This window comes from Rhizobium moroccans, assembly GCF_057559155.1.
In genome coordinates this window covers 313,764-337,228 of record NZ_JBHFJG010000001.1, presented here as the reverse complement: position 1 = coordinate 337,228, position 23,465 = coordinate 313,764, and the positions used below count along the sequence as shown (strand labels likewise).

Genomic DNA, 23,465 nt, shown 5'->3' with positions numbered 1-23,465 from the left:
AGCCGCTGCGGCCGGCAAGACTATGGCCTCAGGCAGCAAGCGCCATGGCGACCGCCTTGCGGATATCAGGCAGCGCGAAGGGCTTTTGAACCACATCCACGATCTTCGACTGGAGATCGTCGGCGCGTTCGCGCTGCTCGGCATAGCCGGTCATCAGCAGGATCTTGAGGCCGGGAAACCGCTCCGCGGCCTGATGCGCCAGTTCGATGCCGTCCATCACCGGCATGCGGATATCGGAGAGCAGAAGATCGAAATCCGTTTCGCCGAGCCTCTCCAGCCCTTCGGCGCCATCGCCGGCCTCATAAGTCTCATGACCATCGAGGCGAAGCGCCCGGGCAACGAAGCTGCGCAGCGTATCCTCATCCTCGGTAATCAAGATCTTGGCCATAGCGATCATCGCTCCCTGTATGTGTCAAATCGGGAGCAACTCACCAGAGTTTTCTTGTCGAGGAGTAAACGCCGGGGCCCTCAGGACCGGCATGGTTAACACCTTACGACTTTTGCGCTTCCTCATCCACGTCGCCGGTGACGACGCCGACGAAGGGAAGCTCGCGAAAGGCATAGGCAACGTCCATGCCGTAGCCCACGACGAAATAGTCCGGACACTCGAACCCGACATAATCCGCCTCCAGCGCCTCCTTGCGCTTGACACTCTTGTCCAACAGGACGGCGACCGAGACGTTGCGCGCGCCGCGCTCGTAGAGAATTTCCTTGGCGAATTTGAGCGTGCGGCCGGATTCGAGGATGTCGTCGATCAGGAGTACGTCGCGATCCTTCACATCGCTGTCGATGTCCTTGACGATGCGCACCCCTTGCGAGACCGTGCCGCTGCCGTAGCTCGACAGCGTGATGAACTCGACTTCCGGAGCGAGCCCCGTTTCGTGCAAAGCACGAAGAAGATCGGCTGCGAAGATGAAGGAGCCCTTGAGGATGGCGATGACCAGGAGGTCCTTGGTCGGCCCATTGGCGATTTCGGCCGCTATGGTGCGATTGCGCTCGGCGATCTGTTCGGCGGTGAAAAGCGGCTCGATGATCTTGCCGCGCACGACGGGCATGACGTTCTCCTGCGTGTCCTAAAGATGCGCGCTTAGCACAACCGCGCAGCTTTAGGCACCCTGCGCCGCAAAGGAAAGGCGAAGATCAGGCAGTTTTCCACCGGGGTGAGGCACGCGGGCCGAAAAACCGTGGCTGCGTCCGCCTTCGATGGCGACAACGGGTGCGCCGATGAGAGTGCTCGTCAGCACCTTTTCATCGACCATCAATTCCGCCCGGATGGAGGGCATTGCAAGCCTTCCTTCCCCGCGGTTTTCCACGATACCGTTGATCAGGAGCACGCGCATGCCATCGGCATCCTGCGGCGTCAGGCTCACATGCGTTATGTCGAGGGCGGGGCCGGCATCGGCTTCGGCCGCCCCGCTGAACAGCGAGAAACCGCCGGCAAGCCCGAAGACCGCGACGAAGATCGCGGCCAGCACGGCCGAAAACATATCGGCCGAAAGCCGCATCAGCGCCGTCTCGATCCGATTGACGGCGCTAACGATGCCATCCCGGATCGGATTTCGGGCGATCTTGCGGCGGGGCATTGCCTTGCTATTGTCGTTCTGGAAGCCGTGGCGACCGCGCTGGCCCGCGCCAAGCGTCACGAACTCGGCATCGTCCGCATCCCGGCGCGGAGCAGGCCTACGGGCGGAACGGCTTGCCTGACGTTCCGGCGGCAGGATGTCCACGATCCTCACGACTTTCTCCTGCCGTGCGCCGGATGTGCTCATGGAGGCCTCCTTCTGCCGTTTTCCCGGGTTTCAGGGAAAACGGGGCATTGAAACGAACCCCTCCCAGTCGTAAATTCGAATGGTTAATGCTTCGCAAAAATGGCCCGAAAATCGCCCTTTTCCGCGCGCGATTTGCAATTCGTTTACCCGCGTCGTTAACAGATGGCGGGACTTGAAAAACCAGAGACTGGGTTCTCCGTTGATCCATTTCGAAAATGTCGGCCTGCGGTACGGGATGGGCCCGGAAATCCTCCGGGACATGACCTTCGACATACCGAAGCGATCGTTTCAGTTCCTCACCGGCCCTTCCGGCGCCGGCAAGACGACGCTGTTGCGCCTGATGCTGATGTCGCTGCATCCGACCCGCGGCCTGATCCACATGTTCGGGCGCGACCTTTCGCAAATCCCCCGCACCGAACTGCCGATGCTACGCCGCCGGGTCGGCATCGTCTTCCAGGATTTCCGCCTGCTCGACCACCTCACGACCTACGAGAATGTCGCTCTGCCGCTGAGGGTCCGCGGCAAGGACGAGGGTGCCTACCGAAACGATGTGATCGAGCTTCTGAAATGGGTGGGGCTCGGCGAGCGCATCAACGTGCTGCCGCCGGTGCTATCGGGCGGGGAAAAGCAGCGCGCCGCGATCGCCCGCGCGCTGATCGACCGGCCGGAAATCCTGCTGGCGGACGAGCCAACGGGCAATGTCGATCCTCCCATGGCAAGACGCCTGCTCAATCTCTTCCTCGAACTCAACCGGCTCGGGACCGCCGTCGTCATCGCCACGCATGACCTTGGCCTCATGGATCAGGTCAATGCCCGGCGGATGATCCTGACCGAAGGACGCCTCGATATATATGAATGAGCTGAGCCGCCTCAGAGCCCGCAAGGTCGGGAAGCCATCAGCCACGGAGCAGCAGCCGCGGCGGACGGAGATGCATGTGCGGCCGACCGCGCCCATCCTGCCGGCCTCCAACATCCAGGGCAATGCGCTGATGGTGGTGATCGCCATCATGGCCTTCCTCGCCTGCCTGACGCTCGGCGCCGTCAGCATGGTGCGCGCAACCGCCGCGAGCTGGCAGAGCCAGATTTCCCGCGAGATCACCATACAGATCAAACCCGAGGAAGGGCTGGACATGGATGCGACGCTCCAAAAGGCGCGCGAGCTGGCGCTGACCTTCGTCGGCACGCGTTCCGGCACGATCATGGACGACGACGCCACTGCGCGCCTGCTCGAACCCTGGCTCGGCACCGGCCTGGACCTGAGCGAGCTGCCGGTTCCCCGCCTCGTCATCATCACCATCGATGAGCAGAACCCACCGGATTTCGCAGCAATGCGCGACCTACTGGCGAGCGAGGTTCCGCAAGCCTTTCTCGACGACCATCGCACCTGGGTGGACCGGCTGGTCTCCATGGCGCATACCACAGTGCTGATCGGCATCGGCGTTCTCGTGCTGGTCTTCACGGCGATGATCCTGACCGTGATCTTCGCCACGCGCGGGGCGCTCTCCGGCAACCGCCACATCGTGGAAGTGCTGCATTTCGTCGGAGCCGAACGCTCATTCGTGGCGACCGAGTTTCAGAAGCATTTCCTGAAGATCAGCCTCAAGGGCTCGGCCGCGGGAAGCGCGCTTGCCGCCCTCTTGTTTGCCACGGCAAACCTCTGGCAATCGCGCTCGCTGGCGACCCCCGAGAGCGATCAGGCGACCGCCCTGTTCGGCACATTCACCATAGGGTTCGGGGGCTATCTCGGCATCTTTGCCACCATGATCGTGATCGCCCTGCTGACGACACTCACGGCGCGTTTCACCGTCATGCGCACGATCGACGAGATCGATTTCATCCGCTCCGATCCCGCACGCTCGGAAGGAGCACCGCCTTCCTGAACCCGTCCATCGTTTTGCTGCGAGGAAGCCCTGTTCTCGCCACGAATCTCCGGCTATGGACTTTGATATGAATTCGGGCCCGACCATGCGCAGGACACCGACGCCGCGCCCGCCCCAGGGGGGCTGGCTTTCGCGGGACGGCTGGTTGCGCTGGTCGGCGAGGCGGCTCATCATGGCATGCGTGCTGATAATCGCCGGCCTGTTCGGCGGCTTTCTCTGGTATGCCGATACCGTGACCTCGCTCAAGGCGCCGGATGGAGTCAAGGCGGACGCCATCGTCGTCCTGACCGGGGGCTACCAGCGCATCGAGCAGGCGCTCGGCCTTCTGCGGGACGGCGCCGGACACCGGCTCCTGATCTCCGGCGCCCATCCTTCCACCACGCCGGCGCAGATCCGCAAGGTGACCCAGGGCTCGGCAGATCTCTTCGATTGCTGCGTCGATATCGGGTACGATGCGATCGACACCATCGGCAATGCCAATGAGACCGCCCGCTGGATACACGATCACGGCTACAAGTCGGTGCTGGTCGTCACCAACAACTACCACATGATCCGCAGCCTTCATGAGCTGCGCCGCGCCGACCCCGAAACGGAATTCATTGGCTATCCGGTGATCAATTCCGACCTCAGCAGAAAAGCCTGGTTCACCGAGCCGGACGTGCTGCGCACCATGCTCAGCGAATACGGCAAGGTGGTCCTCGCAACTCTCCGCGACTGGATCGGGTTCCACCACGGCAGCGGGCTGCGCACCGGCGACACTTCGCAGCGGACGGCAAGCAGGACCTCTCCGGAAGATTGACGGAGCGCCTGGCGCGGAAGAAGAGCTTTTTTCATGCCGCGATCTCGTGTAGGCAACGCCTGTCCACTGGGAACTGTTTCTTCATGCTGCTGGCGCGCTCGATCCTTTTCAACATCGCCTTCTATACGAATCTCATCGTCCGGATGATCGTGCTGAGCCCGATCTATTTCCTGATGCCGCGCAGGGCCGCCTATCGGATTCCCAAGGCATGGGCCGCCTCCTCCAACTGGCTGATGGCGAAGATCGTCGGCGCCACATTCGAGATCGAGGGGATGGAGAACGTGCCGGAAGGCGGCTGTATCTTCGCGCCCAAGCATCAATCCGCCTGGGATACGATCGCCCTCCTGCCCTTTCAGAAGGACCCGGTCTATATCCTCAAGCGTGAACTGACGTGGATTCCGCTCTTCGGCTGGTACGCGATGAAGCAGCGGATGATACCCGTCAATCGCGGCGCCCGCGGCAAGGTCATGGTGGATGTCATGATCCGCACCAAGGAGGAGATGGCCAAGGGCCGCCAGCTCATCATCTATCCCGAGGGCACCCGCCATCCGCCCGGCGCCGAGCCCGAATACCGCTACGGAATTGCCCGCATCTATCGTGACGTGCAGGTGCCGGTGGTACCCATCGTCGGGCACTGGGGACTGTTCTGGGGCCGCCGCAAGCTGATCAAATATCCCGGCCATTTCAAGGTACGCATCCTGCCGCCGATCGAGCCGGGCCTCGATCCCGACATCTTTTTCCAGACGCTGAAAGACCGGATGGAGAAGGCGAGCGACGAGCTTCTGATCGAGACCGTGGAAGCCAATCCGCATCTGCCGTTGCCGCCGACGGCGGTGAAGCGGCTGGCGGAGCTGCGGGCTCAGAACGCCGCCTGAACTCCGCGAGCCGACGCGGCCACCCCGGCCCCGACCCCCTCAAGCCAGAGATCGCGTATGCCCATTTCCCGCAAATGGGCGAGCGTATTGAAAAGATAGGCATCGTTTGGCCCGGATTGACCGGAGGAGCGGCGCACGATTTCGGCAGCTTCCTCGATGCCGAGCGCCCCTGCATATTGCACATGCGACCGGTCGACGACGTAGCCCACCGCCTTCACGTAGCGGCCATCGCTGAGCATGACGGCAAGCATTCTTTCCTTGTAGACATTGGTGACCAGTTCCCGCTTGCGCAGGTATTCGAGAACCTCGCCGCGGTCTTCAAGGCTCACCCGGAACGCCATGCCGCGGCACGAGCCGCCGCGGTCGAGCCCAAGCACGAGACCGGGATTTTCAGGCGTGCCGCGATGCACGTAGGATCGGATGCAAAGCGAGCGGCGATAGCCGAAGGCGCGCGCGGCTTGCGTCTCCTCATGCGGGAAGCCGGGGTTCCACATGAGCGAGCCGTAGCCAAATACCCAAAATTCGTCCATATCCCAAGCCAAGCCGTATTCGAGATTCGCAGTCACCATTGGAGAACATCATGGCAGCGTCAAGCCGGTCCGGTGTCAGCCGAAAACTTTGGTTCCTGGCCAGCGCGGTGCTGGTCGTCATCGCGCTATATACCGCCGGATGGTTCTATGCCGCATCGGTGCTCAAAGAAAAGACGCTGGCCCTGCTCGGCAGCCAGGAGACGAAAGGCGTGAGCGCCGCCTGCGCGGACGCCGAATATCGCGGCTATCCCTTCCGTATCGGCCTCTTCTGCTCCCAGGTTGCGGTCGACGATCGCAACAACGGCATTTCCGCCACCTTCGGGCAATTGCGTTCCGCAGCCCAGATATACAATCCAGGCCATATTGTCTGGGAACTCGATTCACCGGCGGTGTTCCGTACTGGCCATGGGCTGACCGTATCCAGCACCTGGGAAAACTTCCAGTCGAGCCTGGTCACCAAGCTCAAAGGTGTCGAGCGGACCTCTGCCGTTCTCGACAATCTGAAAACCAGCATCGTCTCGGCGGCCACCGGCCAGTCTTTCGACATCAACGCCGCGCATACCGAAATCCATATGCGCCAGAACGGGCAGGATCTGGACGCCGCCCTTTCCATCCGCGACACCGATACGACGGCCAAGGGTATACCCGCGCTGCTGCCGAGGCTTTCCGCGACGCTCGACCTGACGCTCGTCGGCCGCGCCGGCATGATCGACGGGAGCGATCCGAACGGCATGGCGCTCTACGGGACGCAAGGCGAGATGCGGAGATTGACGGCCGATCTCGGCGAGGGGCGGCTGATCACCGTCACCGGGCCCTTCTCCTTTGATGGCGAGGGATATCTTTCCGGCCGGCTGAAGCTCCAGGTCGAAAAGATCGATGCCTGGCGCGACGGCCTGTCTCAGGCCTTTCCCGACATGGCTCGCACGATCGAAACCGCGACGAAAATGCTCTCGGCTCTCAGCGGTGGAGAAAACGCCTCGCTCGACCTGACGATCAATCGCGGCAAGGTTCTGGCAGGCGGCTTCATTCCGATCGGCGAGATTCCGCCGATCTGAGACTAACCGATCTGCTTTACAAAGAAGATTTCCCGAGCGGACTGGATGCCAGGAAACGTCAGGGACCCGGCTTCGACGAATCCATTGCGGCGATGCCACTCCTGCGGCTCGAACTCGTCCAACTCGCTTGAGGTCATCAGCAAGCGGACGCCGCGGGCGCGCATCTGATCTTCCCAGGCGCGGAAAAGTGCCGTGCCCGCACCCAATCGACGGCATCCAGGCTCCACCTTGATCATGTCCATGTAGGGGATGCGACCCCAGAAAAGCGAGAAACGGAGAAACCCGACGACTTCGCCCTCGCGACGCGCAAGCAGATACTCTCCAAGCTCAATGCAACGGAGCACCCATTGCGCATCCACATGCGGGTCGTGTCGAAGCAGCCAGTCGAAATCCTCCGGGCTCGCCTTCGCTACCTCCACCATAGCGGCGTACTATTTCTTGGCGTCCAGCGCGTGGCGGCCGAAGTCGGGCGCATCCACATCCTGGCCCGCCTGGACGATCGAGCGGCGGATCGCACGGGTGCGGGTGAAGAGCTCGAACAGCTTGTCGCCCTCCCCCCAGCGGATCGCCCGCTGCAGATAGGCGAGATCCTCCGAGAAGCGCGCCAGCATTTCCAGGATCGCATCCTTGTTATGCAGGCAGACGTCGCGCCACATGGTGGGATCGGATGCCGCAAGACGGGTGAAATCGCGGAAGCCCGATGCGGAATATTTGATGACTTCCGATTCCGTCACCGTCTCAAGGTCGTCGGCTGTGCCGACGATATTGTAGGCGATAATGTGCGGCAGGTGGGAGACGATCGCCAGCACCTTGTCATGATGCTCGGCATCCATCTCGTCGATCCTAGAACCGAGCGCGGTCCAGAAATCCTTCAGCCGCTGGAGAGCGTCCGCATCCGTGCCGGGCAAGGGCGTGAAGATGCACCAACGATCGCGGAAAAGCCCTGCAAATCCCGCATCGGGTCCCGACTTTTCCGTTCCCGCCAACGGATGGCCGGGAATGAAATGCACGCCTTTCGGCATATGCGGCGCCATCTGCGCGATGACCGAGGCCTTGGTGGAACCAACGTCGGTGACGATGGCGCCGGCTTTGAGCGCCGGAGCAATCTGCCTGGCGACCTCCTCGGAAGCGCCGACCGGCACGGAGACGATGACGAGATCGGCATCCCTCACCGCGTCCTCAGCAGACGCGACGTAATGCGTGCCGAGCGCAAGCTCCTCCGCGCGCTTCAGGGTCTCGGCGCTGCGGGTGGAAACCACCACATCGCGCGCCAGCTTGAGTTCCTTGACGTCGCGGGCGATGGAAGAGCCGATAAGGCCGATCCCGATCAGCGCGATCCGCTCGAAATGCGGTTCACTCATGCCGTTTTTCCCATGAATTCGCCGAGCGCTTCGATGACGCCGCGATTGGCCTCTTCCGGACCGACCGACATGCGCAGCGAATTGGCAAAGCCGTAGCCTTTCACGGCGCGCAGGATATAGCCGCGGCTGGTGAGGAAGGCATCCGCATCCGCCGCGCGCTTGCCTTCGACCTCGGGAAAGTGGATCAGCACGAAATTGGTGACCGACGGCGTAACCGCAAGACCGATCGCCTCGAAGGCCTGCGTCAGCTTGCCGATCCAGAGATTGTTATATTCGACCGCCTTTTCGATGAAGGCCTGGTCCTGGATCGCGGCAGCACCTGCAGCGATCGCGGGCGCGTTCATGTTGAAGGGGCCGCGCACGCGGTTCAGCGCGTCGAGTATGCCGGCGGGGCCGTACATCCAGCCGATGCGGAGTGCGGCAAGCCCATAGACCTTGGAAAAGGTGCGGGTCATGACGACGTTGCGGTTGCCCGAAACGAGCTCCAGCCCCGCCTCATAATCATTGCGGCGGACATATTCCGCATAGGCCGCATCCAGCACGAGGATGACGTGCTTCGGCAGGCCGGCATGCAGGCGGCGGATTTCCGAAACCGGCACATAGGTGCCCGTTGGGTTGCCCGGATTGGCGATGAAGACCATCTTGGTCCTGGGCGTGACCGCGGCAAGGATCGCATCGATATCGACCGTGCAATCCTTCTCCTTCACCGTGACCGGAGCGGCGCCGGCGGCCATGATCTGGATCTTGTAGACCAGAAAGCCATGTTCGGTGATGATCGCCTCGTCACCGGCACCGAGATAGACATGGCAAAGCAGACCGAGCAATTCATCCGATCCGTTGCCGCACATGATATTGGCGGGGTTGAGCCCGTGAACGGCGGCGATCGCCTCGCGCAGTTCGCTGGCCTGTCCGTCCGGATAAAGCTCCAGATGGTCGGCCGCATGCCGGAAGGCCTCACGCGCCTTCGGGCTCGGCCCGAGCGGCGTTTCGTTGGCGGAGAGCTTGAAGACGCGCGCCACGCCCGGCGCGTGGTCCTTACCCGGAACATAGGCGGCGATATCCAGGACACCCGGACGCGGAGCGGGCTCATTCATGACGATGCTCATCGATCGACCTTTTGGAATACCAGGACGGCAGTTGATCCAGTGGCATTAAAGCCGAAAGAACCCTTTGTCGAGGGTAGCCCGTTTATGGATGCGATCAGATTGTTTGAAGCGAAATTGTCGGAACGCAATCGCGCCAAACGTCTTCAACTTGTTCAAAACGTCAAGGGAGCAGAGCAATGAGCATTGGCGACTACGAGGATGTCAAAGCGCTGTTGGGAAATTGGGCGGAGGCCCTACGCACGAAAAATGCCGATGCGATCATCGGATGCCAGTCCGCGACGATCCGGCAATTCACCCTTGCCCCTCCCCTGGAGGAAAGCGGAAACGACAGGGCCGGCCTGCAGGCCTGGCTCGATACCTGGGAGGGCGACCTCGATTTCGAGATCACGAATACCGACCTGCGCGTCGGGGGCGACATCGGCTGGTGCAGCGCTCTCGCCAAGCTCGGCGGCCAAAAAATCGACCAGGGCAAGCAGAGCTTCTGGTTTCGCCTGACGGTCACCTTTGCCCGAGAGAACGGCCGCTGGCTGATCGTCCATACGCACGAATCGGTGCCCTTCGCCATGCACGGTCAGCCGCTCGGGATCTTCGATCTCGAGCCGTGATCAGCGGCTGCGAGTGGTCGGCACGCCCTGCGGCGCAAGTACCGGCACGAAGACCCGGCGCGAAGCGCGGGAGGCAACGGGCAGGCCTTGATAAAGCCGCTTCTGGGCTTCCACCACGATCACACCGGAAAAGACCGGCCAAAACCTGCGCCCCATCCTCTCGAAACCGTGCCGGAGCTTCAACACCGCGCGGATCTTCGAGGGAGGGAAGAACAGCGCCTCGGCGCTGGCGCCGGGCGTGAAGTTCGCCTCCCTGAGCAGGGAGGTGAGCTGCCCGCGCGAATAGGGCCGGCCGGAACCGAAGGGCGTGTGCTCCATGCGGGCCCATACACCGCGGCGGTTCGGCACGACGATGACGAGGCGTCCGCCGGGCGCTAGCACCCGCCAAACTTCCTTCAGCGTCTCACGAGGATTTTCGGCAAATTCCAGCGAATGCACCATCAGCACGCGGTCGATGGACGAGTCCGGCAACGGCAGCTCCTCATCGAAGACGAGGGCTGTTGAGGAAAGCTCGCCGACAGGCCAGTTCACCGCCCCCTGGCCTGCCGGCATGAAGGCGAAGCTGCGCTCCGTATCCGCACGGAACCGTTCGAGATAGGGAACCGCATAGCCGAGCCCCACCAGCCGCTCCTCCGGCAACCGCGCCCAGAGGGAGGAAAGCGCCATCAGGATCGACTGCTCGGCAAAGCGTCCGAGCTGCGAGTGGTAGAATTCACGGAGATCAACGATATCGGTGTGCATTGATAGGGTCTCTGTTTTCAATGCTATCAGAGAGTGGTTGGACTTCAAAGCGCAACCCCCTACATTGTTTCCAAACACATTTTCGGAAAATACGAGGCCTCTGATGAAACCTTTGGAAATCGAAGTCTTTTCATGTCGAAGCGATAACTATGGCGTCCTGGTGCATGACCCCGAAAGCGGGCTGACGGCCTCCATCGACGCTCCCGAGGAAAAACCCATTGTGGAGGCCGCGGACCGGCGCGGCTGGAAGATCACCCACATTTTCACCACCCATCACCACACCGATCATGTCGAGGCCAATCTCGCGCTGAAGGAAAGGTTCCATCTCGAAATCATCGGGCCGTTCAACGAGGCAGTCGCCATCCCCGGCCTCGACAAGACCATGGCCGATGGAGACGAGTTCCAGTTCGGCGAGCATCTGGTGAGGGTCATCGAGACGCCCGGGCATACCGCCGGCCATATCTGCTACCATTTTCCCGACGACAAGCTCCTGTTTGCTGCCGACACACTCTTTGCGCTTGGCTGCGGGCGGCTGTTCGAGCGCCCCGCCGCTGACATGTGGCATTCGCTGCAGAAGCTCGCCGTGCTGCCGGACGAGACGGCGATCTATTTCGGCCACGAATATACGCTTTCCAATGCCAGGTTCGCGCTCACCGTCGATCCCGGCAACGAACGCCTGAAGGCGCGGGCGGCGGAGATCGAGGCTCAGCGCGCCGAAGGCAAGTTCACCATCCCGACGATGATGGGGCTGGAGAAGGAAACCAATCCCTTCCTGCGGGCCAACGACCCGGCCATCCGCCGCAACCTTGTGATGGAATCGAAGACCAATGAAGAAGTCTTCGCCGAAATCCGCAAGCGCAAGGACAATTTCTAGGTCGTCTGCTCATCACAGGAAAACACCATGTCTCTTTCGAATTCGAAGGCCGAGGAGATCATCCGCACGCTTGGCTTGCAGCCTCATCCGGAAGGAGGCTGGTATGTGCAGACGTTTCGCGACGGGAATGGCACCGACCGAGGCCCTTCGACCGCAATCTACTATCTGCTGCAGGCCGGCGAACGATCCCACTGGCATCGCGTCTGGGACGCGGCGGAGGTCTGGCATTTTTATGCGGGCGATCCCTTGCTCCTGCGCATCTCCAGGGACGGGCGGAATATCGAAACGGTGACGCTCGGCATTGATCTGACGAAGGGCGAGCGCCCGCAGGCGGTCGTTCCGGCAGACGCATGGCAATCGGCGGAACCGGCGGGCAGTTTCACGCTGGTCGGCTGCACGGTGGCGCCCGGCTTCGAATTCTCGAGTTTCGAAATGGCCCCTCCCGGCTGGGAGCCGTCAGCCGGCGAGTAGAGGAAGGCCGGCGATCGCGAGCGTCAGGATCAATTGGGCGGCGTAATAGCTGCCCCAGATCAACGGCCTCAGCTTTCCCGCCGCAGGTGACTTTGGGCCGACAAGGAAGGTCTGGATCGCCAGCGCCATATCCGAAACGGTAAAAAGCGCCGCTCCGGCAAAAAGCGAGACCCCGCCCACCGCAAGCGCAGAGAGCGCCATGGCGATGATCGCCAGCGCGTATGCTGCGACCGGCGGAGCAAGCGCGCCCGCCGGCTTCCACAGTACGAAGAGCATCATGGAAAATACGATGACGAGCGTCCAGGCGGCGGCATAGCGCCAGGCCTCGGTGATGATGATTTCGGGTTCGAGCGCCGGCCAGAAGAGCCCGACATAAGCGAGATGGGCAAGAAGAAATGCCGCAAGGCCGCGGATGAAGGCGGGCTTACCGTCATAGGCGAGAAAGGCATCCCCAATGGCACCGAGCAGCAGGGCGGCGAGCAACAATGCGGGCGCACCCGAAAGGGCGGCATAGCCTGCGAGCAGGAGGACCGGAAGCGTCTTGAATATCGCGCGGTAATGGCTCGCCGGCCTTTCCAGCCAACGGAAATAACCGAGCGCAAGCACGATTGAGGCGGCAAGCACCGCCAGAGCCAGAAAATCCACGATGTCCCCCCAAACACATCCGCCCCCCGGATGCGCCCTATTCCACCAAGACTGTCTCCGCCCGCCTCGGCCGCAGCATGTCCCGCGCCGCCAGCACCGCGCCGCCGGTGATCAGCAGGCATGCGACCAGGATGCGCCAATCGGCCTCCGCAAAGCCGGAAGCGACAAGGATGAGCGTCGAGAGAAGCGGCGCCGCATAGCTTGCCGCGCCGATGATCTGGATATCACCGTTCTTCACGCCGTAGTCCCATGCATAGAAGGCCGCTCCGACCGGCAGGAGGCCGAGCCCCACGACCGCCAGCCACTCACCGCCATTCTCCGGCCAGACGGTGGTTTCCAGAGCCAGATGGCAGGCGAGCGAGAGAACCGAGGTCGCCAGGCAGAAACCCGTCACGACATCCGTCGAAACGCGCTCGAACCGGCGCGTCAGCAGCGAATAGCCTGACCAGGTGAAGGCGCAGAGGAAGGCTGCGCCGTATCCGACCGCATAGGCATCGTCGAAGGACAGGCCGTTTCGCGAGACGATCGTCACCGTGCCGGCAAGGCCCGCCAGCGCGCCGGCGACGTGATACCAGCGCAGCCTCTCGCCCGGCAGCAGCGCCGAGCCGACGACGATCAAGAGCGGCCAGAGATAGGCGATGAGCCCGGCTTCGACAGCCGGCGCATTCCTGAGCGCGGTGAAATAGAGAAAATGATAGCCGAACAATCCGCCGATACCGGTGAGCCAGACCTTCGGCGACTGGCGAAGGAGCGCGATGCGCTGCGGCTTCAAGAGAAACAGGATGATGCCGGGAAGACTGCCGATCGCAAAGGTGACGGCCGAAAGCTGGAATGGCGGCATCTTGCCGGAGGCAGCCGTCATCAATGCCAGCAGCGACCACATGAGGATCGCCGTGAAGCCGATCAAGGTGCCTCGGATTTTCAACTTTGCCCCCCTCGACATCGTGACGGGCGTCAGTCCCCGTATTTGACGGCCGTCACGTAAACCTGCCCCATCCTCGTTGGGATGCGGGCATAGACAGGAGCATATACATTCACCGATTGGGCCTTGGCAAACCAGATTTCCATCGACGTCTTGCGCAGAAACTCGATATCGCTCCGGCCTTGCCGGTAACCCGACTTCGGCACATAGCGAATATCGCAGACGATGGCTTCTCCCTTGAAGCCTTTGGTGGAGAACTGCCTGGTTCCCTTCGGCGTGAGGACGAGATCCATGCGCGATTCGCCGTCATAGATCGGCAGCCGGTTCGGGCAGACCTTCGCATCCGCCGGGAAGACGAGGCCGCTCAGAGGATCGAGCACCGCCTGCAGGTCCTTTTCCGTCACCGGAACCCAATTCTCCGGTCGCCTCGGCTCGGGCTTTACCGTCGTCTCCGTAACATTGCCGTTGCGGTAGGTGACATCGTAGATGCGGGTGCGCTTGCCGTTGCGGTAGACGAGATTGTAACGCTGCGCCTCCAGCCGATCCCCGCGCTTTCTGCCGCTCACGGTCGTCTGGGCCGAGATCCTCGTGATGATATCGACAAGACCGGATGACCTGAAGGTGCCGGAAATCTTATAGTCGCTGCTGCCGAATTCGCTGGCGAAGGAGGCCTTCGCAATCGGCAGGACGCCAAGAGAGATATCGTATTCGCTCACATGGCGGATTTCGGCCGTGCCGGCCGAAACGGGCGCGAGAGCCACGGCCACGACGAGGGCGAGAACGGAACGAGCGCGAAGAACCATGATGGCCACCTGCCTGACTTCAAGCGGAGGAACCGCCCTTTACAACCATATAGAGCCTGCACTATGGCAAGAAAATAGCGGCTTATCCGGGGATGAAGGGAAGGCTTGCCAGACCCGAAGACGGATTTTGGCTTGACGAGGGGAACCTCACTGACTATAGGGAGCCCAACTTTCCAATCAGGACCAATTGGATCGGCGCACCGGACATTGTCCGGAAGTACCATTCGATTGAATAAGAACAAAGGTGTATCCATGTCCCGTGTGTGCGAACTGACCGGCAAGGGCGTTCAGACCGGCAACAATGTAAGCCACGCCAACAACAAGACCCGCCGCCGGTTCCTGCCGAACCTGTGCCAGGTTACCCTGATTTCCGACGTCCTCGGCCAGCGCTACCGCCTGCGCGTATCCGCCCATGCCCTGCGCTCGGTGGAGCATCGCGGCGGTCTCGACGCTTTCCTGCTGAAGGCCCATGAAAACGAACTGTCGATGCGCGCTCGCCTGCTGCGCCGCCAGATCGTCAAGAAGACCGCTGAAGCCGCCTGAGCTTCACGTCTCACATCCGGCTCTTGAAGAAGGCTTGAACGGATATTCCGGGCAAGCCTTTTCTCTTGAGGCTTCATAGAACTCCAACTGGTGGCATCTCCCAGGATAAAAAAATGCGATACGCCCGCTATACCGCAATCTACGCAGCCCTGATGACGGCCGTCGTCGTCGCCTCGAACTTCCTGGTGCAGTTCCCGCTTTCGGGCTCGTTCCTCGGCATCCAGCTCGGCGACCTTCTGACCTGGGGTGCCTTCACCTACCCGGTCGCCTTCCTCGTCACCGATCTCACCAATCGCCAGTTCGGGCCTGCAATTGCCCGCCGCGTGGTATTCGCGGGTTTCGTGGCCGGCGTGATTCTTTCGTTCTGGACGGCCATGCCGCGTATCGCGGTCGCCTCCGGAACCGCATTCCTGATCGGCCAGCTGCTCGACATCTCGGTTTTCAACAGGCTGCGCCGGCAGACCTGGTGGCACGCGCCGCTCGCGGGTTCCGTCCTCGGCTCCATCATGGACACGGCGCTGTTCTTCTCGCTTGCCTTCGCATCCTTCTTCGTCTTCATCGGTCCGAATGACGAGTTCGCGATCGAATGGGCGCCGGTCCTCGGCATATTCGCCACGGAAGCGCCGCGCTGGATTTCCTGGGCGCTGGGCGATCTCGGCGTGAAGATTCTGGCGGGTGTCGTGCTGTTGATGCCCTATGGCGCGCTGATGAGCGTGCTGAAGCCGATGCCGCCGACAAAGGCGGCCTGATCCCCTCCGCCTGCCGGCTGATCATTCCGTCAGGCGGAATTCCAGCATCAGATTGCGCTGCAGGAAGGATGTGTTGTCGTCCGAGACAAGGATGATGCGCGTCGATCCGTCCGGGCCTTCGATGATATCCAGCCCTTCCATATTGTCGATTGCGTAACCCATGTCCGCCTGGAGAAGCACCTCGCCATCCACCAGCGCGCCGGGGCGGATGCTGTCGCCCTTGATCCTGCGCAGCCGCATGCCGACGCCGCTCGTGAAGCTGAAGCTCCGCTCTAAGAGGAGAAGGTCTCCATTCGGCAGGAATACGCCATCCGTCACGTCGAAGGGATCGTGCCTCGCCACCTTGAAAATGCCCTTGAGCGGCCCTTCGAGAACGGCAGCAAACAGATTGCCGTCGGTATCGATGCTTCTCTCCGCAATCGTCACCACCGCTCCTACAAGCGGGCCGTCGACAGGCGAGACCGCCACCGTCTCCAAGCCTCCATTCCCCCTGAGCTCCTCCCGGGGAATGACGAAATCCATGGACTTCGATGGCCTTGAGATCTGGAAGCCCGGGTCGGGGTAGATGTCGATCCGGTGACGGCCCTCGTAGCTCACGATCGCCTCACCTTGCCGGAGGGCAAGCCCTTCCGCATCCATTTCGGACTTGGAGATCTTCCTGTAGCCTCGTGCGTCGATCATCGGGGCCACGCGAACCTCGCTGAGACCTGTAAGCCTGCCCTCGGCGTTTCTGACGATCGAACCGGTGATCCAATCGCCATTGTCCGAGATGGCGACGAAGGATCGGGCATCGGCGCGAAACCGGACGCTGGATATACCGCCGACCCTCGGGTCAGACGAGCGGAAATCAATCCCTCCCAGGAATTCGAGCTTGCCGAACTCCCGCTGCTCGGAACCGGATTTGAAGGTCGTGATAGGCCTCGCCGTGACGGGCGAAAACTCCATCGCGGGAGCCAGGGGCGATGCCGTGCCACAGAACAAGAGCGCGGCGCAGACCGCAAACCGCAAGGGAACGGCCCTGGATGCGGCCATTATCCTGCCCGGCGCGCGCGGCCCTGCCGGGCGGCATTTTCCTCGAAAAGAGCGGCCAACTGCTCGGTCATGGCGCCGGCAAGCTCATCCGCATCGACGATCGTCACCGCCTTGCGATAGTAACGGGTCACGTCGTGCCCGATGCCGATCGCCAGCAGCTCGACAGGAGACCGCGTCTCGATCTGCTCGATCACCGCACGCAGGTGCCGCTCCAGATAGTTGCCGGGATTGACCGACAGCGTCGAGTCGTCCACCGGCGCGCCATCCGAGATCATCATGAGGATCTTGCGCTGCTCGCGCCGGTGAATGAGGCGCTGATGCGCCCACATCAAAGCTTCGCCGTCGATGTTTTCCTTGAGCAGCCCCTCGCGCATCATCAGGCCGAGATTGCGCCGCGAGCGCCGCCAGGGCGCATCGGCCGACTTGTAGACGATGTGGCGCAGGTCGTTGAGACGGCCGGGCGTGCCGGGCTTGCCGCCGGCGAGCCACTTCTCGCGCGATTGCCCGCCCTTCCACGCCTTGGTGGTGAAGCCGAGGATTTCGACCTTGACGCCGCAGCGTTCCAGCGTGCGGGCAAGAATGTCCGCGCAGGTGGCCGCGACCGTGATCGGCCGCCCGCGCATCGAGCCCGAATTGTCGATGACGAGCGAAACCACAGTGTCGCGGAACTGCGTGTCGCGCTCCTTCTTGAAGGAGAGCGGCTGCATGGGATCGATGATGAGGCGGGAAAGCCGCGCCGGATCGAGGTAGCCTTCTTCCAGATCGAAGTCCCAGGAACGGTTCTGTTGCGCCATCAGGCGGCGCTGCAAGCGGTTCGCAAGACGTCCCACCGCTCCTTGCAGGTGGGCGAGCTGCTTGTCGAGGAAGGCCCGCAACCGGTCGAGTTCGGTCTCGTCGCAAAGCTCCTCGGCGAGGACCTCCTCGTCGAATTCCTGCGTGAAAATCTTGTAGTCGACCTTCTCGTTGAAATCGTCGAAGGGGCTGTTCGGACGGCGGGTCTCACCCGGCGTTTCGGAGTGATCGGCGTCGTCGTCCGACATGTCGTCGTCCGACATTTCGGCGCCATCCATCTCGCCTTCGTCGAGTTCCTCGTCGGCGGCTTCGCTCTGCTCGGCCGGCGCGGCGTCGGACCCCGCCTCTTCCTCGACTTCCTCGTTTTCGGTCTCGCCGCTGCTAGGCTGATCCTCCTCGCTCGGATTTTCCATCTCCTCGGGCTCGGTATCCTCGCCGTCGAGGTCCTCGGCCATCTGCATCGAGGAAAGCATGTGCCGGACCAGACGGGCAAAGGCCTGCTGGTCGTCGATGACGTTCTTCAGGTTGTCGAGATCGCCGGCGGCCTTTTCCTCGATGAAGGGGCGCCACAGATCGAGCACCTTGCCGGCACTTTCCGGTGGACTGACGCCGGTCAGCTTTTCGCGCACCAGCATGGCAACGGCCTCGCCGACCGGCGCATCCTCCTGGCGCTCGATGCCGGAGAAATTCGCCTTGGCGTATTTCTCCGTATGCATGGAGTTGAGGTTGGCAGCAACGCCGGCCATCCGGTTGGCGCCGATCGACTCCACGCGCGCCTGCTCCACGGCGTCGAAGATGACGCGGGCGTCGGTCCCTTGAGGCGAGAGGCTGGCATGCAGGTTGGTGTCGTGGCAGGCAAGGCGCAGCGCCATCGAATCGCCGAGGCCGCGCGTTACCGCGAGCTCATGGGCCGTCGGCCTCTTGGAGATTTCCGGCAGGCGGACGCGTTCGCCCGCAAGCCCCGGCCGCTCGTTAGCGAAAGTGACCTCCACCTCGCCACTGCCGGCAATCGACCGGACACAGCCGGTTATCGCCTGACGCAACGGCTCGGTATCGACCGGTCCGCCGGCCTTAGTTCTCGAATTGTCTCCGCGGCCTGCCATTTGCGATGCCGTATTCCTTATGCGCTCAGTACGATACTGGCGGCGCTTTCCTTCAGTTCGACACCGAAGGCGCGCTGATACTGTTCGGCAACCAGCGTGCGCTCCAGTTCGTCGCACTTGTTGAGGAAGGTGATGCGGAAGGCAAAGGCGAGATCACCGAAGATCTCCGCATTCTCGGCCCAGGTGATGACGGTACGCGGGCTCATGACGGTCGAGAGATCGCCGTTGATGAAGGCCGAACGGGTCAGATCGGCAACGCGCACCATCTTGGAAACCGTTTCGCGGCCTTCCGCCGTCGCGCCGAAGCTCTTCACCTTGGCGGCGACGATATCGACTTCCTTCTCGTGCGGCAGATAATTCAGCGTGGTCACGATCGACCAGCGGTCCATCTGCGCCTGGTTGATCTGCTGCGTGCCGTGATAGAGACCCGTCGTATCGCCGAGGCCGACGGTATTGGCGGTCGCGAACAACCGGAATGCCGGATGCGGGCGGATGACGCGGCTCTGGTCAAGAAGCGTCAGGCGGCCGGAGGATTCCAGCACCCGCTGTATGACGAACATCACGTCAGGGCGGCCGGCATCGTATTCGTCGAACACGAGCGCGACATTGTGCTGGTAGGCCCAGGGCAGGATGCCGTCCTTGAACTCGGTGACCTGCTTGCCGTCCTTCAGAACGATCGCATCCTTGCCGACGAGATCGATACGGCTGACATGGCTGTCGAGATTGACGCGCACGCAAGGCCAGTTGAGCCGCGCGGCGACCTGCTCGATATGCGTGGATTTGCCGGTGCCGTGAAAGCCCGACACCATGACGCGGCGGTTATGGGCGAAGCCCGCCAGGATCGCAAGCGTGGTATCGCGGTCGAAAAGGTAATCGGGATCGAGATCGGGCACATAGGGGTCGCCGCTGCTGTAGGCCGGGACCCTGAGGTCGGTATCGATGCCGAAGACTTCCCGTACTGAAACGGTGGTGTCGGGAAGGTTGGAAATATCAAGATCAATCTTACTCATCATCTCTCCAAGGCACGGACCGCCGCCCGGCCGCAATTCCATTCCGCTTTCATTCTATCGCTTAGCAGAAACCGGCTTGCTTCAACAACTGATATGCTTGGATCACAGCGCGAAAACGTTCCTCCGATCCACGATCCCCGCCATTGGCATCCGGGTGGTGTTTCTTGACCAGTTCCTTGTAGCGGCTCTTGATTTCGGACGATGTCGCGCTGGCGGCAAGCCCCATCGTATCGAAGGCCTTTGCCTCCAGCGCCTTCAGCTTGCGGCCCTGCGTCTGGAAGCGTCCGCCGCCACCTGCTCGCGCCTGCGACACGAAGCCGAACGGATCCTTGTAGCGCTGCTGCGTATAGGCAGACCCGGAGCGTGCCGTGGAATGGAGCGGCGCATCCTTGGCGGCCTTGTTGACGCCGACGGTCCAGGTGGGCCGATGACCGGTGATTGCTTCCTTCTGGTAGCGGGCGATCTCGTTGTCTGAAAGGCCGGAAAAGTAATTGTAGCCCTTGTTGTATTCCTTGACGTGCTCGAAGCAGAACAGGAAGAACTGGCCCTCCGCATTGCGCCCGACGGGGGCGCGATGAGCACCGGGCTTGTCGCAGCCGTCCCACTGGCAGGTGGGGGCCTGGGCCACGGTTTCCTGCTCCCTTTTCCGGCGGGTCCGGATGCGGTCGAAATATTTGGAGTCGAGCTTCATAAGGCCCTCATTATGGGTTGCCGGCATGGGCACGACAAGAATTGACAAAGTGCTTTCTTACTGGTTTTTGGGTTGCCCCTTTCGCGACGCAACGGAGACCGAAATGTCCGTCAAAGCACGCATCGAAGCCCGGCTGGCCGAAGAACTCGAACCCGAGCGCCTGATCGTCATCAACGAGAGCAGCCAGCATGCCGGCCATCAGCCGAGCATGACGGGAGACGGCGAGACGCATATGCGGGTGCGCATCGTTTCGAAGAAGTTCGAAGGCCTGAGCCGCCTTGAACGGCACCGGACGGTGAATGCGCTCCTGAAGGAAGAATTCGACGCCGGCCTTCATGCTCTCGCGGTCGAGGCGGCGGCACCCGGCGAAGCGACGCGGTGGTAGCACGAGGACATATATGGGATTCCTCTCTCGGCAGCCAAGTCTCGCGAGTGCTGCCGAGGAAGAAAAAACGGCTACTCCCCAGGCAGCGTGGCCTCTTCCGCCGGCCGGATGCGCAATCGGGTGATGCGGTTCTTCTCCCGCTTCATGACGATGAAGCGCTTGCCGTAGAAGGTGAAGGCCTGGCGCTCTTCCGGAATGAGCTTCGATTCGTGGATGACGAGGCCGGCGATCGTGGTCGCCTCCTCGTCCGGCAACGACCAGTCCAGAGCGCGGTTGAGGTCGCGGATCGGCACCGAGCCATCGACCACGATCGAGCCATCGGCCTCCTGGCGAACGCCTTGGATGTCGATGTCGTGCTCGTCGGCGATGTCGCCCACGATCTCCTCCAGGATATCCTCCAGCGTGAGGATGCCCTGCACCTCGCCATACTCGTCCACAACGACGGCGAAATGCACCTTGCGCCGGAGGAAGGCGTTGAGCTGATCCTTGAGGCTGGTGCTGTCGGGCACGAACCAGGGCTTCTGCGCCAGCTTCACGATGTCCAATGTCTGGGGCTCGACTCCCGGCTCCGCAAGCGCGCGCAGAAGGTCCTTGGCATGGATCACGCCGATGATGTTTTCGGTCGAGTTCCGCCAGAGCGGCATGCGGGTATAGGGGCTTTCAAGGATGGTGCGGACAGCCACTTCGGGCGGATCGTCTGCATTGACCGCCCGCATGGCGGTGCGGTGACGCATGACGTCGGAGACTTCCAGCTCCTCCAGATCGAAAAGGCCGCTTAGGCGGTCGCGGTCGGCGGACTTGTCGAAATTACCCTCGCGATGAATGAGATCGAGCGCCTCGTGCAAATCGTCGTGGCTTGAACGCGCCAGGGTTTCCGGAGAAAGGCGCGTGCCCGACGAGCGCAGGAGACCGCGGATCAGCGCGTTGACGAAGCGTGAAAGGAAACCTCCTGCAGATGTCATTTCGGCCGCTTTTCCTCCAGGAAACTCAGAACTTCCGAAGCAGGAACGTCGTCGGCAACGAAGGACTGGCCGATGCCGCGGGTGAGAATGAAGGTGAGCTTACCGCCCTTGACCTTCTTGTCCTGCGCGATCGCGTCGAGCAATTTTTCGGTCGGCGGCAGCTTGCCGGGAATGTCGCTCATCAAAGTCGGAAGGCCGACGGCTTTCAAGTGAGCTGCGACTCTCTCGGCATCGTCCGGGCTTGCGAGGTTCAGCCGCGCGGAGAACTGGTGAGCGAGCACCATGCCGATCGCGACCCCTTCCCCATGTACCAGACGGCGGCTGTCATATTCCGTCGCCGCTTCCAGCGCATGCCCAAAGGTATGGCCGAGATTGAGGAGTGCGCGCCTTCCGGTCTCCCGCTCGTCCTCCACTACCACGTCCGCCTTGGCCTGGCAGCTTACCGCGATCGCCTCGATCCGCTCCGGCCCGCCGGCAAAGACCTGGCCCCAGTTCTTCTCGAGCCAGGCGAAGAAATCCGGCTTGTCGATCAGCCCGTATTTCGCCACCTCGGCATAGCCGGCACGGAATTCGCGCTCGGAGAGACTGTCGAGCGCAGCCGTATCGGCAAGCACGAGATCCGGCTGATGGAAGACGCCGAGCAGGTTCTTGCCATGGCGGCTGTTGATGCCGGTCTTACCGCCGACGGAGGAATCGACCTGCGCCAGGAGCGAGGTCGGAATCTGCACGAAACGGACGCCGCGGCGCACGATGCCGGCCGCAAACCCAGCGAGATCGCCGATCACGCCGCCGCCGAGCGCGATCACCGCATCGTTGCGCTCTATGCGGGCCGACAGCACCATGTCGGTCACGGTCGCCAGATGCTCCAGGCTCTTGGTCTTCTCGCCCGCCGGCAGCGTCAGCGAAACCGCTTCGATACCGTCCGTTTGCAGGCTGTCCATGAGAGCTTCGAGATAAAGCGGCGCCACATGTTCGTCGGTGACGATGGCTGCGCGGCGGCCTTTCAGCCGCGTGGTGATCTCTCCGCCGGCCCGCGAAATCAGCCCAGGGCCGATGAGGATATCATAGGCGCGCTCGCCGAGCGGCACATGCACCAGACGTTCCGGATGCCGGGAGGAAATGTTCATCGTCTCTCACCTTCGCCGGCAAGGCCTACGACGGCCGCCAACACATTCTTGACCATGACGTCCTTGCGGACGTCTTCCGACTCGACCGTGAGATCCGCCTCCGCATAGATCGGATAGCGCTGGATCATCAGGTTCTCGAGCGTCTGCTTCGGGTTCTCGGTTTTCAGAAGCGGCCGGTGGTCGCGCCTGCTCACCCTCTCCCAGAGAATGTCGAGATCGGCCTTCAGCCAGATCGAGACACCGCCGAGCTTGATCTGCCGCCTTGTGTTCTCGTTGATGAAAGCGCCCCCGCCGGTGGAGACGACCCGCGGTCCGCCCTTCAGCAGCCGTTCGATCACCCGGGTCTCCAGCGCCCTGAACTCCTGCTCCCCATAGGCGGCGAACAGCTCGCTGATCGTCATGCGCGAAACCCGCTCGATTTCGGCATCCGTATCGATGAACGGTATCGAAAGCGCCTGGGCGACGAGCCTGCCGATCACCGATTTGCCGGCACCCATGAGACCGACGAAGACGAGGTTGCGCTTGCCGAGCGCAGCGCGCGCCTGTTCGCTCAGGTTTTGGGCGACGGATGTTGCAGCTTCGTTCATTGTCCGGTTCCGTTTCAAAAAACGGTATCGACAAATGCACCGGCAGCG

Annotated in this window: 28 protein-coding genes and 1 pseudogene; 11 read left to right on the top strand and 18 right to left on the bottom strand. The window is 62.1% G+C overall.

Going from position 1 to position 23,465, the window contains the following annotated elements; genetic code table 11:
• Positions 1-28: 28 nt before the first annotated feature.
• From ACE04I_RS01555 to ACE04I_RS01545, 3 genes are all read right to left on the bottom strand, one after another.
• Entirely contained in the window at positions 29-388 is a 360-nt protein-coding gene (locus ACE04I_RS01555; protein WP_046796355.1) for a response regulator, read from the bottom strand.
• A gap of 103 nt (positions 389-491) precedes the next feature.
• Positions 492-1,055 (bottom strand): hypoxanthine phosphoribosyltransferase, encoded by a 564-nt coding sequence (gene hpt / locus ACE04I_RS01550; RefSeq protein ID WP_046796354.1) that lies wholly within the window; start codon positions 1,053-1,055, stop codon positions 492-494.
• Positions 1,056-1,106: 51 nt separating this feature from the next.
• Positions 1,107-1,769, bottom strand: a complete 663-nt coding sequence (locus ACE04I_RS01545) for a hypothetical protein (RefSeq protein WP_046796353.1) — start codon at positions 1,767-1,769, stop codon at positions 1,107-1,109.
• A gap of 199 nt (positions 1,770-1,968) precedes the next feature.
• On the opposite strand from ACE04I_RS01545, the gene ftsE reads away from it, so the two are divergent.
• The 4 genes from ftsE to ACE04I_RS01525 all read left to right on the top strand — a co-directional run bounded on the left by ftsE (position 1,969) and on the right by ACE04I_RS01525 (position 5,323).
• Entirely contained in the window at positions 1,969-2,628 is a 660-nt protein-coding gene (gene ftsE, locus ACE04I_RS01540; protein ID WP_046796352.1) for a cell division ATP-binding protein FtsE, read from the top strand.
• Between the two features lie 70 nt (positions 2,629-2,698).
• The gene (locus ACE04I_RS01535) at positions 2,699-3,649 is read left to right on the top strand and encodes a cell division protein FtsX (RefSeq protein WP_487206437.1); all 951 of its coding nucleotides are present in this window, start codon (positions 2,699-2,701) and stop codon (positions 3,647-3,649) included.
• A 67-nt stretch (positions 3,650-3,716) separates the two neighbouring features.
• On the top strand, positions 3,717-4,448 hold the full coding sequence (locus tag ACE04I_RS01530) for a YdcF family protein (RefSeq protein ID WP_082118454.1): 732 nt from the start codon (positions 3,717-3,719) through the stop codon (positions 4,446-4,448).
• An 83-nt stretch (positions 4,449-4,531) separates the two neighbouring features.
• Positions 4,532-5,323, top strand: a complete 792-nt coding sequence (locus ACE04I_RS01525) for a lysophospholipid acyltransferase family protein (RefSeq protein WP_046796350.1) — start codon at positions 4,532-4,534, stop codon at positions 5,321-5,323.
• Here the strand turns inward: ACE04I_RS01525 and ACE04I_RS01520 are convergent.
• On the bottom strand, positions 5,308-5,892 hold the full coding sequence (locus tag ACE04I_RS01520; protein ID WP_046796349.1) for a gamma-glutamylcyclotransferase: 585 nt from the start codon (positions 5,890-5,892) through the stop codon (positions 5,308-5,310). The genes ACE04I_RS01525 and ACE04I_RS01520 overlap by 16 nt on opposite strands.
• Before the next feature lie 11 nt (positions 5,893-5,903).
• Here ACE04I_RS01520 and ACE04I_RS01515 point away from each other — a divergent pair, with 11 nt between their 5' ends.
• The gene (locus ACE04I_RS01515; protein ID WP_046796348.1) at positions 5,904-6,908 is read left to right on the top strand and encodes a DUF2125 domain-containing protein; all 1,005 of its coding nucleotides are present in this window, start codon (positions 5,904-5,906) and stop codon (positions 6,906-6,908) included.
• Between the two features lie 2 nt (positions 6,909-6,910).
• Here the strand turns inward: ACE04I_RS01515 and ACE04I_RS01510 are convergent, their stop codons facing one another.
• Genes ACE04I_RS01510 through hisC form a run of 3 tightly spaced genes read right to left on the bottom strand, consistent with a single transcriptional unit; the run spans position 6,911 to position 9,375 of the window.
• Entirely contained in the window at positions 6,911-7,330 is a 420-nt protein-coding gene (locus ACE04I_RS01510) for a GNAT family N-acetyltransferase (RefSeq protein WP_046796347.1), read from the bottom strand.
• Positions 7,331-7,339: 9 nt separating this feature from the next.
• A complete protein-coding gene (locus tag ACE04I_RS01505) occupies positions 7,340-8,269 on the bottom strand; it encodes a prephenate/arogenate dehydrogenase family protein (protein WP_046796346.1) in 930 nt (309 codons plus the stop codon).
• Positions 8,266-9,375, bottom strand: coding sequence for a histidinol-phosphate transaminase (gene hisC / locus ACE04I_RS01500; RefSeq protein WP_046796345.1), 1,110 nt, complete (start codon positions 9,373-9,375; stop codon positions 8,266-8,268). The genes ACE04I_RS01505 and hisC overlap by 4 nt, the downstream gene beginning before the upstream one ends.
• A gap of 176 nt (positions 9,376-9,551) precedes the next feature.
• Between hisC and ACE04I_RS01495 the strand changes: the two genes are divergently transcribed.
• Positions 9,552-9,980, top strand: a complete 429-nt coding sequence (locus tag ACE04I_RS01495; RefSeq protein WP_046796344.1) for a nuclear transport factor 2 family protein — start codon at positions 9,552-9,554, stop codon at positions 9,978-9,980.
• Here the strand turns inward: ACE04I_RS01495 and ACE04I_RS01490 are convergent, their stop codons facing one another.
• A complete protein-coding gene (locus ACE04I_RS01490) occupies positions 9,981-10,769 on the bottom strand; it encodes a class I SAM-dependent methyltransferase (RefSeq protein WP_487206418.1) in 789 nt (262 codons plus the stop codon).
• A 55-nt stretch (positions 10,770-10,824) separates the two neighbouring features.
• On the opposite strand from ACE04I_RS01490, the gene gloB reads away from it, so the two are divergent.
• Positions 10,825-11,595, top strand: coding sequence for a hydroxyacylglutathione hydrolase (gene gloB / locus ACE04I_RS01485; RefSeq protein ID WP_046796342.1), 771 nt, complete (start codon positions 10,825-10,827; stop codon positions 11,593-11,595).
• Positions 11,596-11,622: 27 nt separating this feature from the next.
• Positions 11,623-12,066, top strand: coding sequence for a cupin domain-containing protein (locus ACE04I_RS01480; RefSeq protein ID WP_046796341.1), 444 nt, complete (start codon positions 11,623-11,625; stop codon positions 12,064-12,066).
• Here the strand turns inward: ACE04I_RS01480 and ACE04I_RS01475 are convergent.
• Genes ACE04I_RS01475 through ACE04I_RS01465 form a run of 3 tightly spaced genes read right to left on the bottom strand, consistent with a single transcriptional unit; the run spans position 12,052 to position 14,436 of the window.
• Positions 12,052-12,711 (bottom strand): lysoplasmalogenase family protein, encoded by a 660-nt coding sequence (locus ACE04I_RS01475; protein WP_052760477.1) that lies wholly within the window; start codon positions 12,709-12,711, stop codon positions 12,052-12,054. The two genes, ACE04I_RS01480 and ACE04I_RS01475, sit on opposite strands and share 15 nt — an antisense overlap.
• Before the next feature lie 37 nt (positions 12,712-12,748).
• On the bottom strand, positions 12,749-13,636 hold the full coding sequence (yddG, locus tag ACE04I_RS01470) for an aromatic amino acid exporter YddG (RefSeq protein ID WP_046796339.1): 888 nt from the start codon (positions 13,634-13,636) through the stop codon (positions 12,749-12,751).
• 29 nt (positions 13,637-13,665) lie between these two features.
• Complete coding sequence (locus ACE04I_RS01465) at positions 13,666-14,436, bottom strand: DUF3108 domain-containing protein (RefSeq protein ID WP_046796430.1); 771 nt, start codon at positions 14,434-14,436, stop codon at positions 13,666-13,668.
• Between the two features lie 252 nt (positions 14,437-14,688).
• Between ACE04I_RS01465 and rpmB the strand changes: the two genes are divergently transcribed.
• Together rpmB and ACE04I_RS01455 are read left to right on the top strand one after the other, a co-directional pair.
• On the top strand, positions 14,689-14,979 hold the full coding sequence (gene rpmB, locus ACE04I_RS01460; RefSeq protein WP_046796338.1) for a 50S ribosomal protein L28: 291 nt from the start codon (positions 14,689-14,691) through the stop codon (positions 14,977-14,979).
• Between the two features lie 113 nt (positions 14,980-15,092).
• A complete protein-coding gene (locus tag ACE04I_RS01455; protein WP_046796337.1) occupies positions 15,093-15,728 on the top strand; it encodes a queuosine precursor transporter in 636 nt (211 codons plus the stop codon).
• A 21-nt stretch (positions 15,729-15,749) separates the two neighbouring features.
• Here the strand turns inward: ACE04I_RS01455 and ACE04I_RS01450 are convergent, their stop codons facing one another.
• The 4 genes from ACE04I_RS01450 to ACE04I_RS01435 form a co-directional block, all read right to left on the bottom strand.
• On the bottom strand, positions 15,750-16,760 hold the full coding sequence (locus tag ACE04I_RS01450) for an esterase-like activity of phytase family protein (protein ID WP_052760476.1): 1,011 nt from the start codon (positions 16,758-16,760) through the stop codon (positions 15,750-15,752).
• Complete coding sequence (gene cobT / locus ACE04I_RS01445) at positions 16,760-18,655, bottom strand: cobaltochelatase subunit CobT (protein WP_046796336.1); 1,896 nt, start codon at positions 18,653-18,655, stop codon at positions 16,760-16,762. The genes ACE04I_RS01450 and cobT overlap by 1 nt, the downstream gene beginning before the upstream one ends.
• A gap of 17 nt (positions 18,656-18,672) precedes the next feature.
• A complete protein-coding gene (gene cobS, locus ACE04I_RS01440) occupies positions 18,673-19,665 on the bottom strand; it encodes a cobaltochelatase subunit CobS (RefSeq protein ID WP_046796428.1) in 993 nt (330 codons plus the stop codon).
• Between the two features lie 61 nt (positions 19,666-19,726).
• A complete protein-coding gene (locus ACE04I_RS01435) occupies positions 19,727-20,356 on the bottom strand; it encodes a J domain-containing protein (protein ID WP_487206417.1) in 630 nt (209 codons plus the stop codon).
• Between the two features lie 103 nt (positions 20,357-20,459).
• Here ACE04I_RS01435 and ACE04I_RS01430 point away from each other — a divergent pair, with 103 nt between their 5' ends.
• Positions 20,460-20,741, top strand: a complete 282-nt coding sequence (locus ACE04I_RS01430; protein WP_046796334.1) for a BolA family protein — start codon at positions 20,460-20,462, stop codon at positions 20,739-20,741.
• Between the two features lie 71 nt (positions 20,742-20,812).
• On the opposite strand, the pseudogene ACE04I_RS01425 reads toward ACE04I_RS01430, so the two are convergent.
• The 3 genes and pseudogenes from ACE04I_RS01425 to ACE04I_RS01415 form a co-directional block, all read right to left on the bottom strand.
• A pseudogene (locus ACE04I_RS01425) lies at positions 20,813-21,688 on the bottom strand (HlyC/CorC family transporter); the annotation flags it as partial.
• 11 nt (positions 21,689-21,699) lie between these two features.
• Complete coding sequence (gene aroB / locus ACE04I_RS01420; protein WP_046796332.1) at positions 21,700-22,830, bottom strand: 3-dehydroquinate synthase; 1,131 nt, start codon at positions 22,828-22,830, stop codon at positions 21,700-21,702.
• Positions 22,827-23,417 (bottom strand): shikimate kinase, encoded by a 591-nt coding sequence (locus ACE04I_RS01415; protein WP_046796331.1) that lies wholly within the window; start codon positions 23,415-23,417, stop codon positions 22,827-22,829. The genes aroB and ACE04I_RS01415 overlap by 4 nt, the downstream gene beginning before the upstream one ends.
• Positions 23,418-23,465 lie beyond the last annotated feature (48 nt).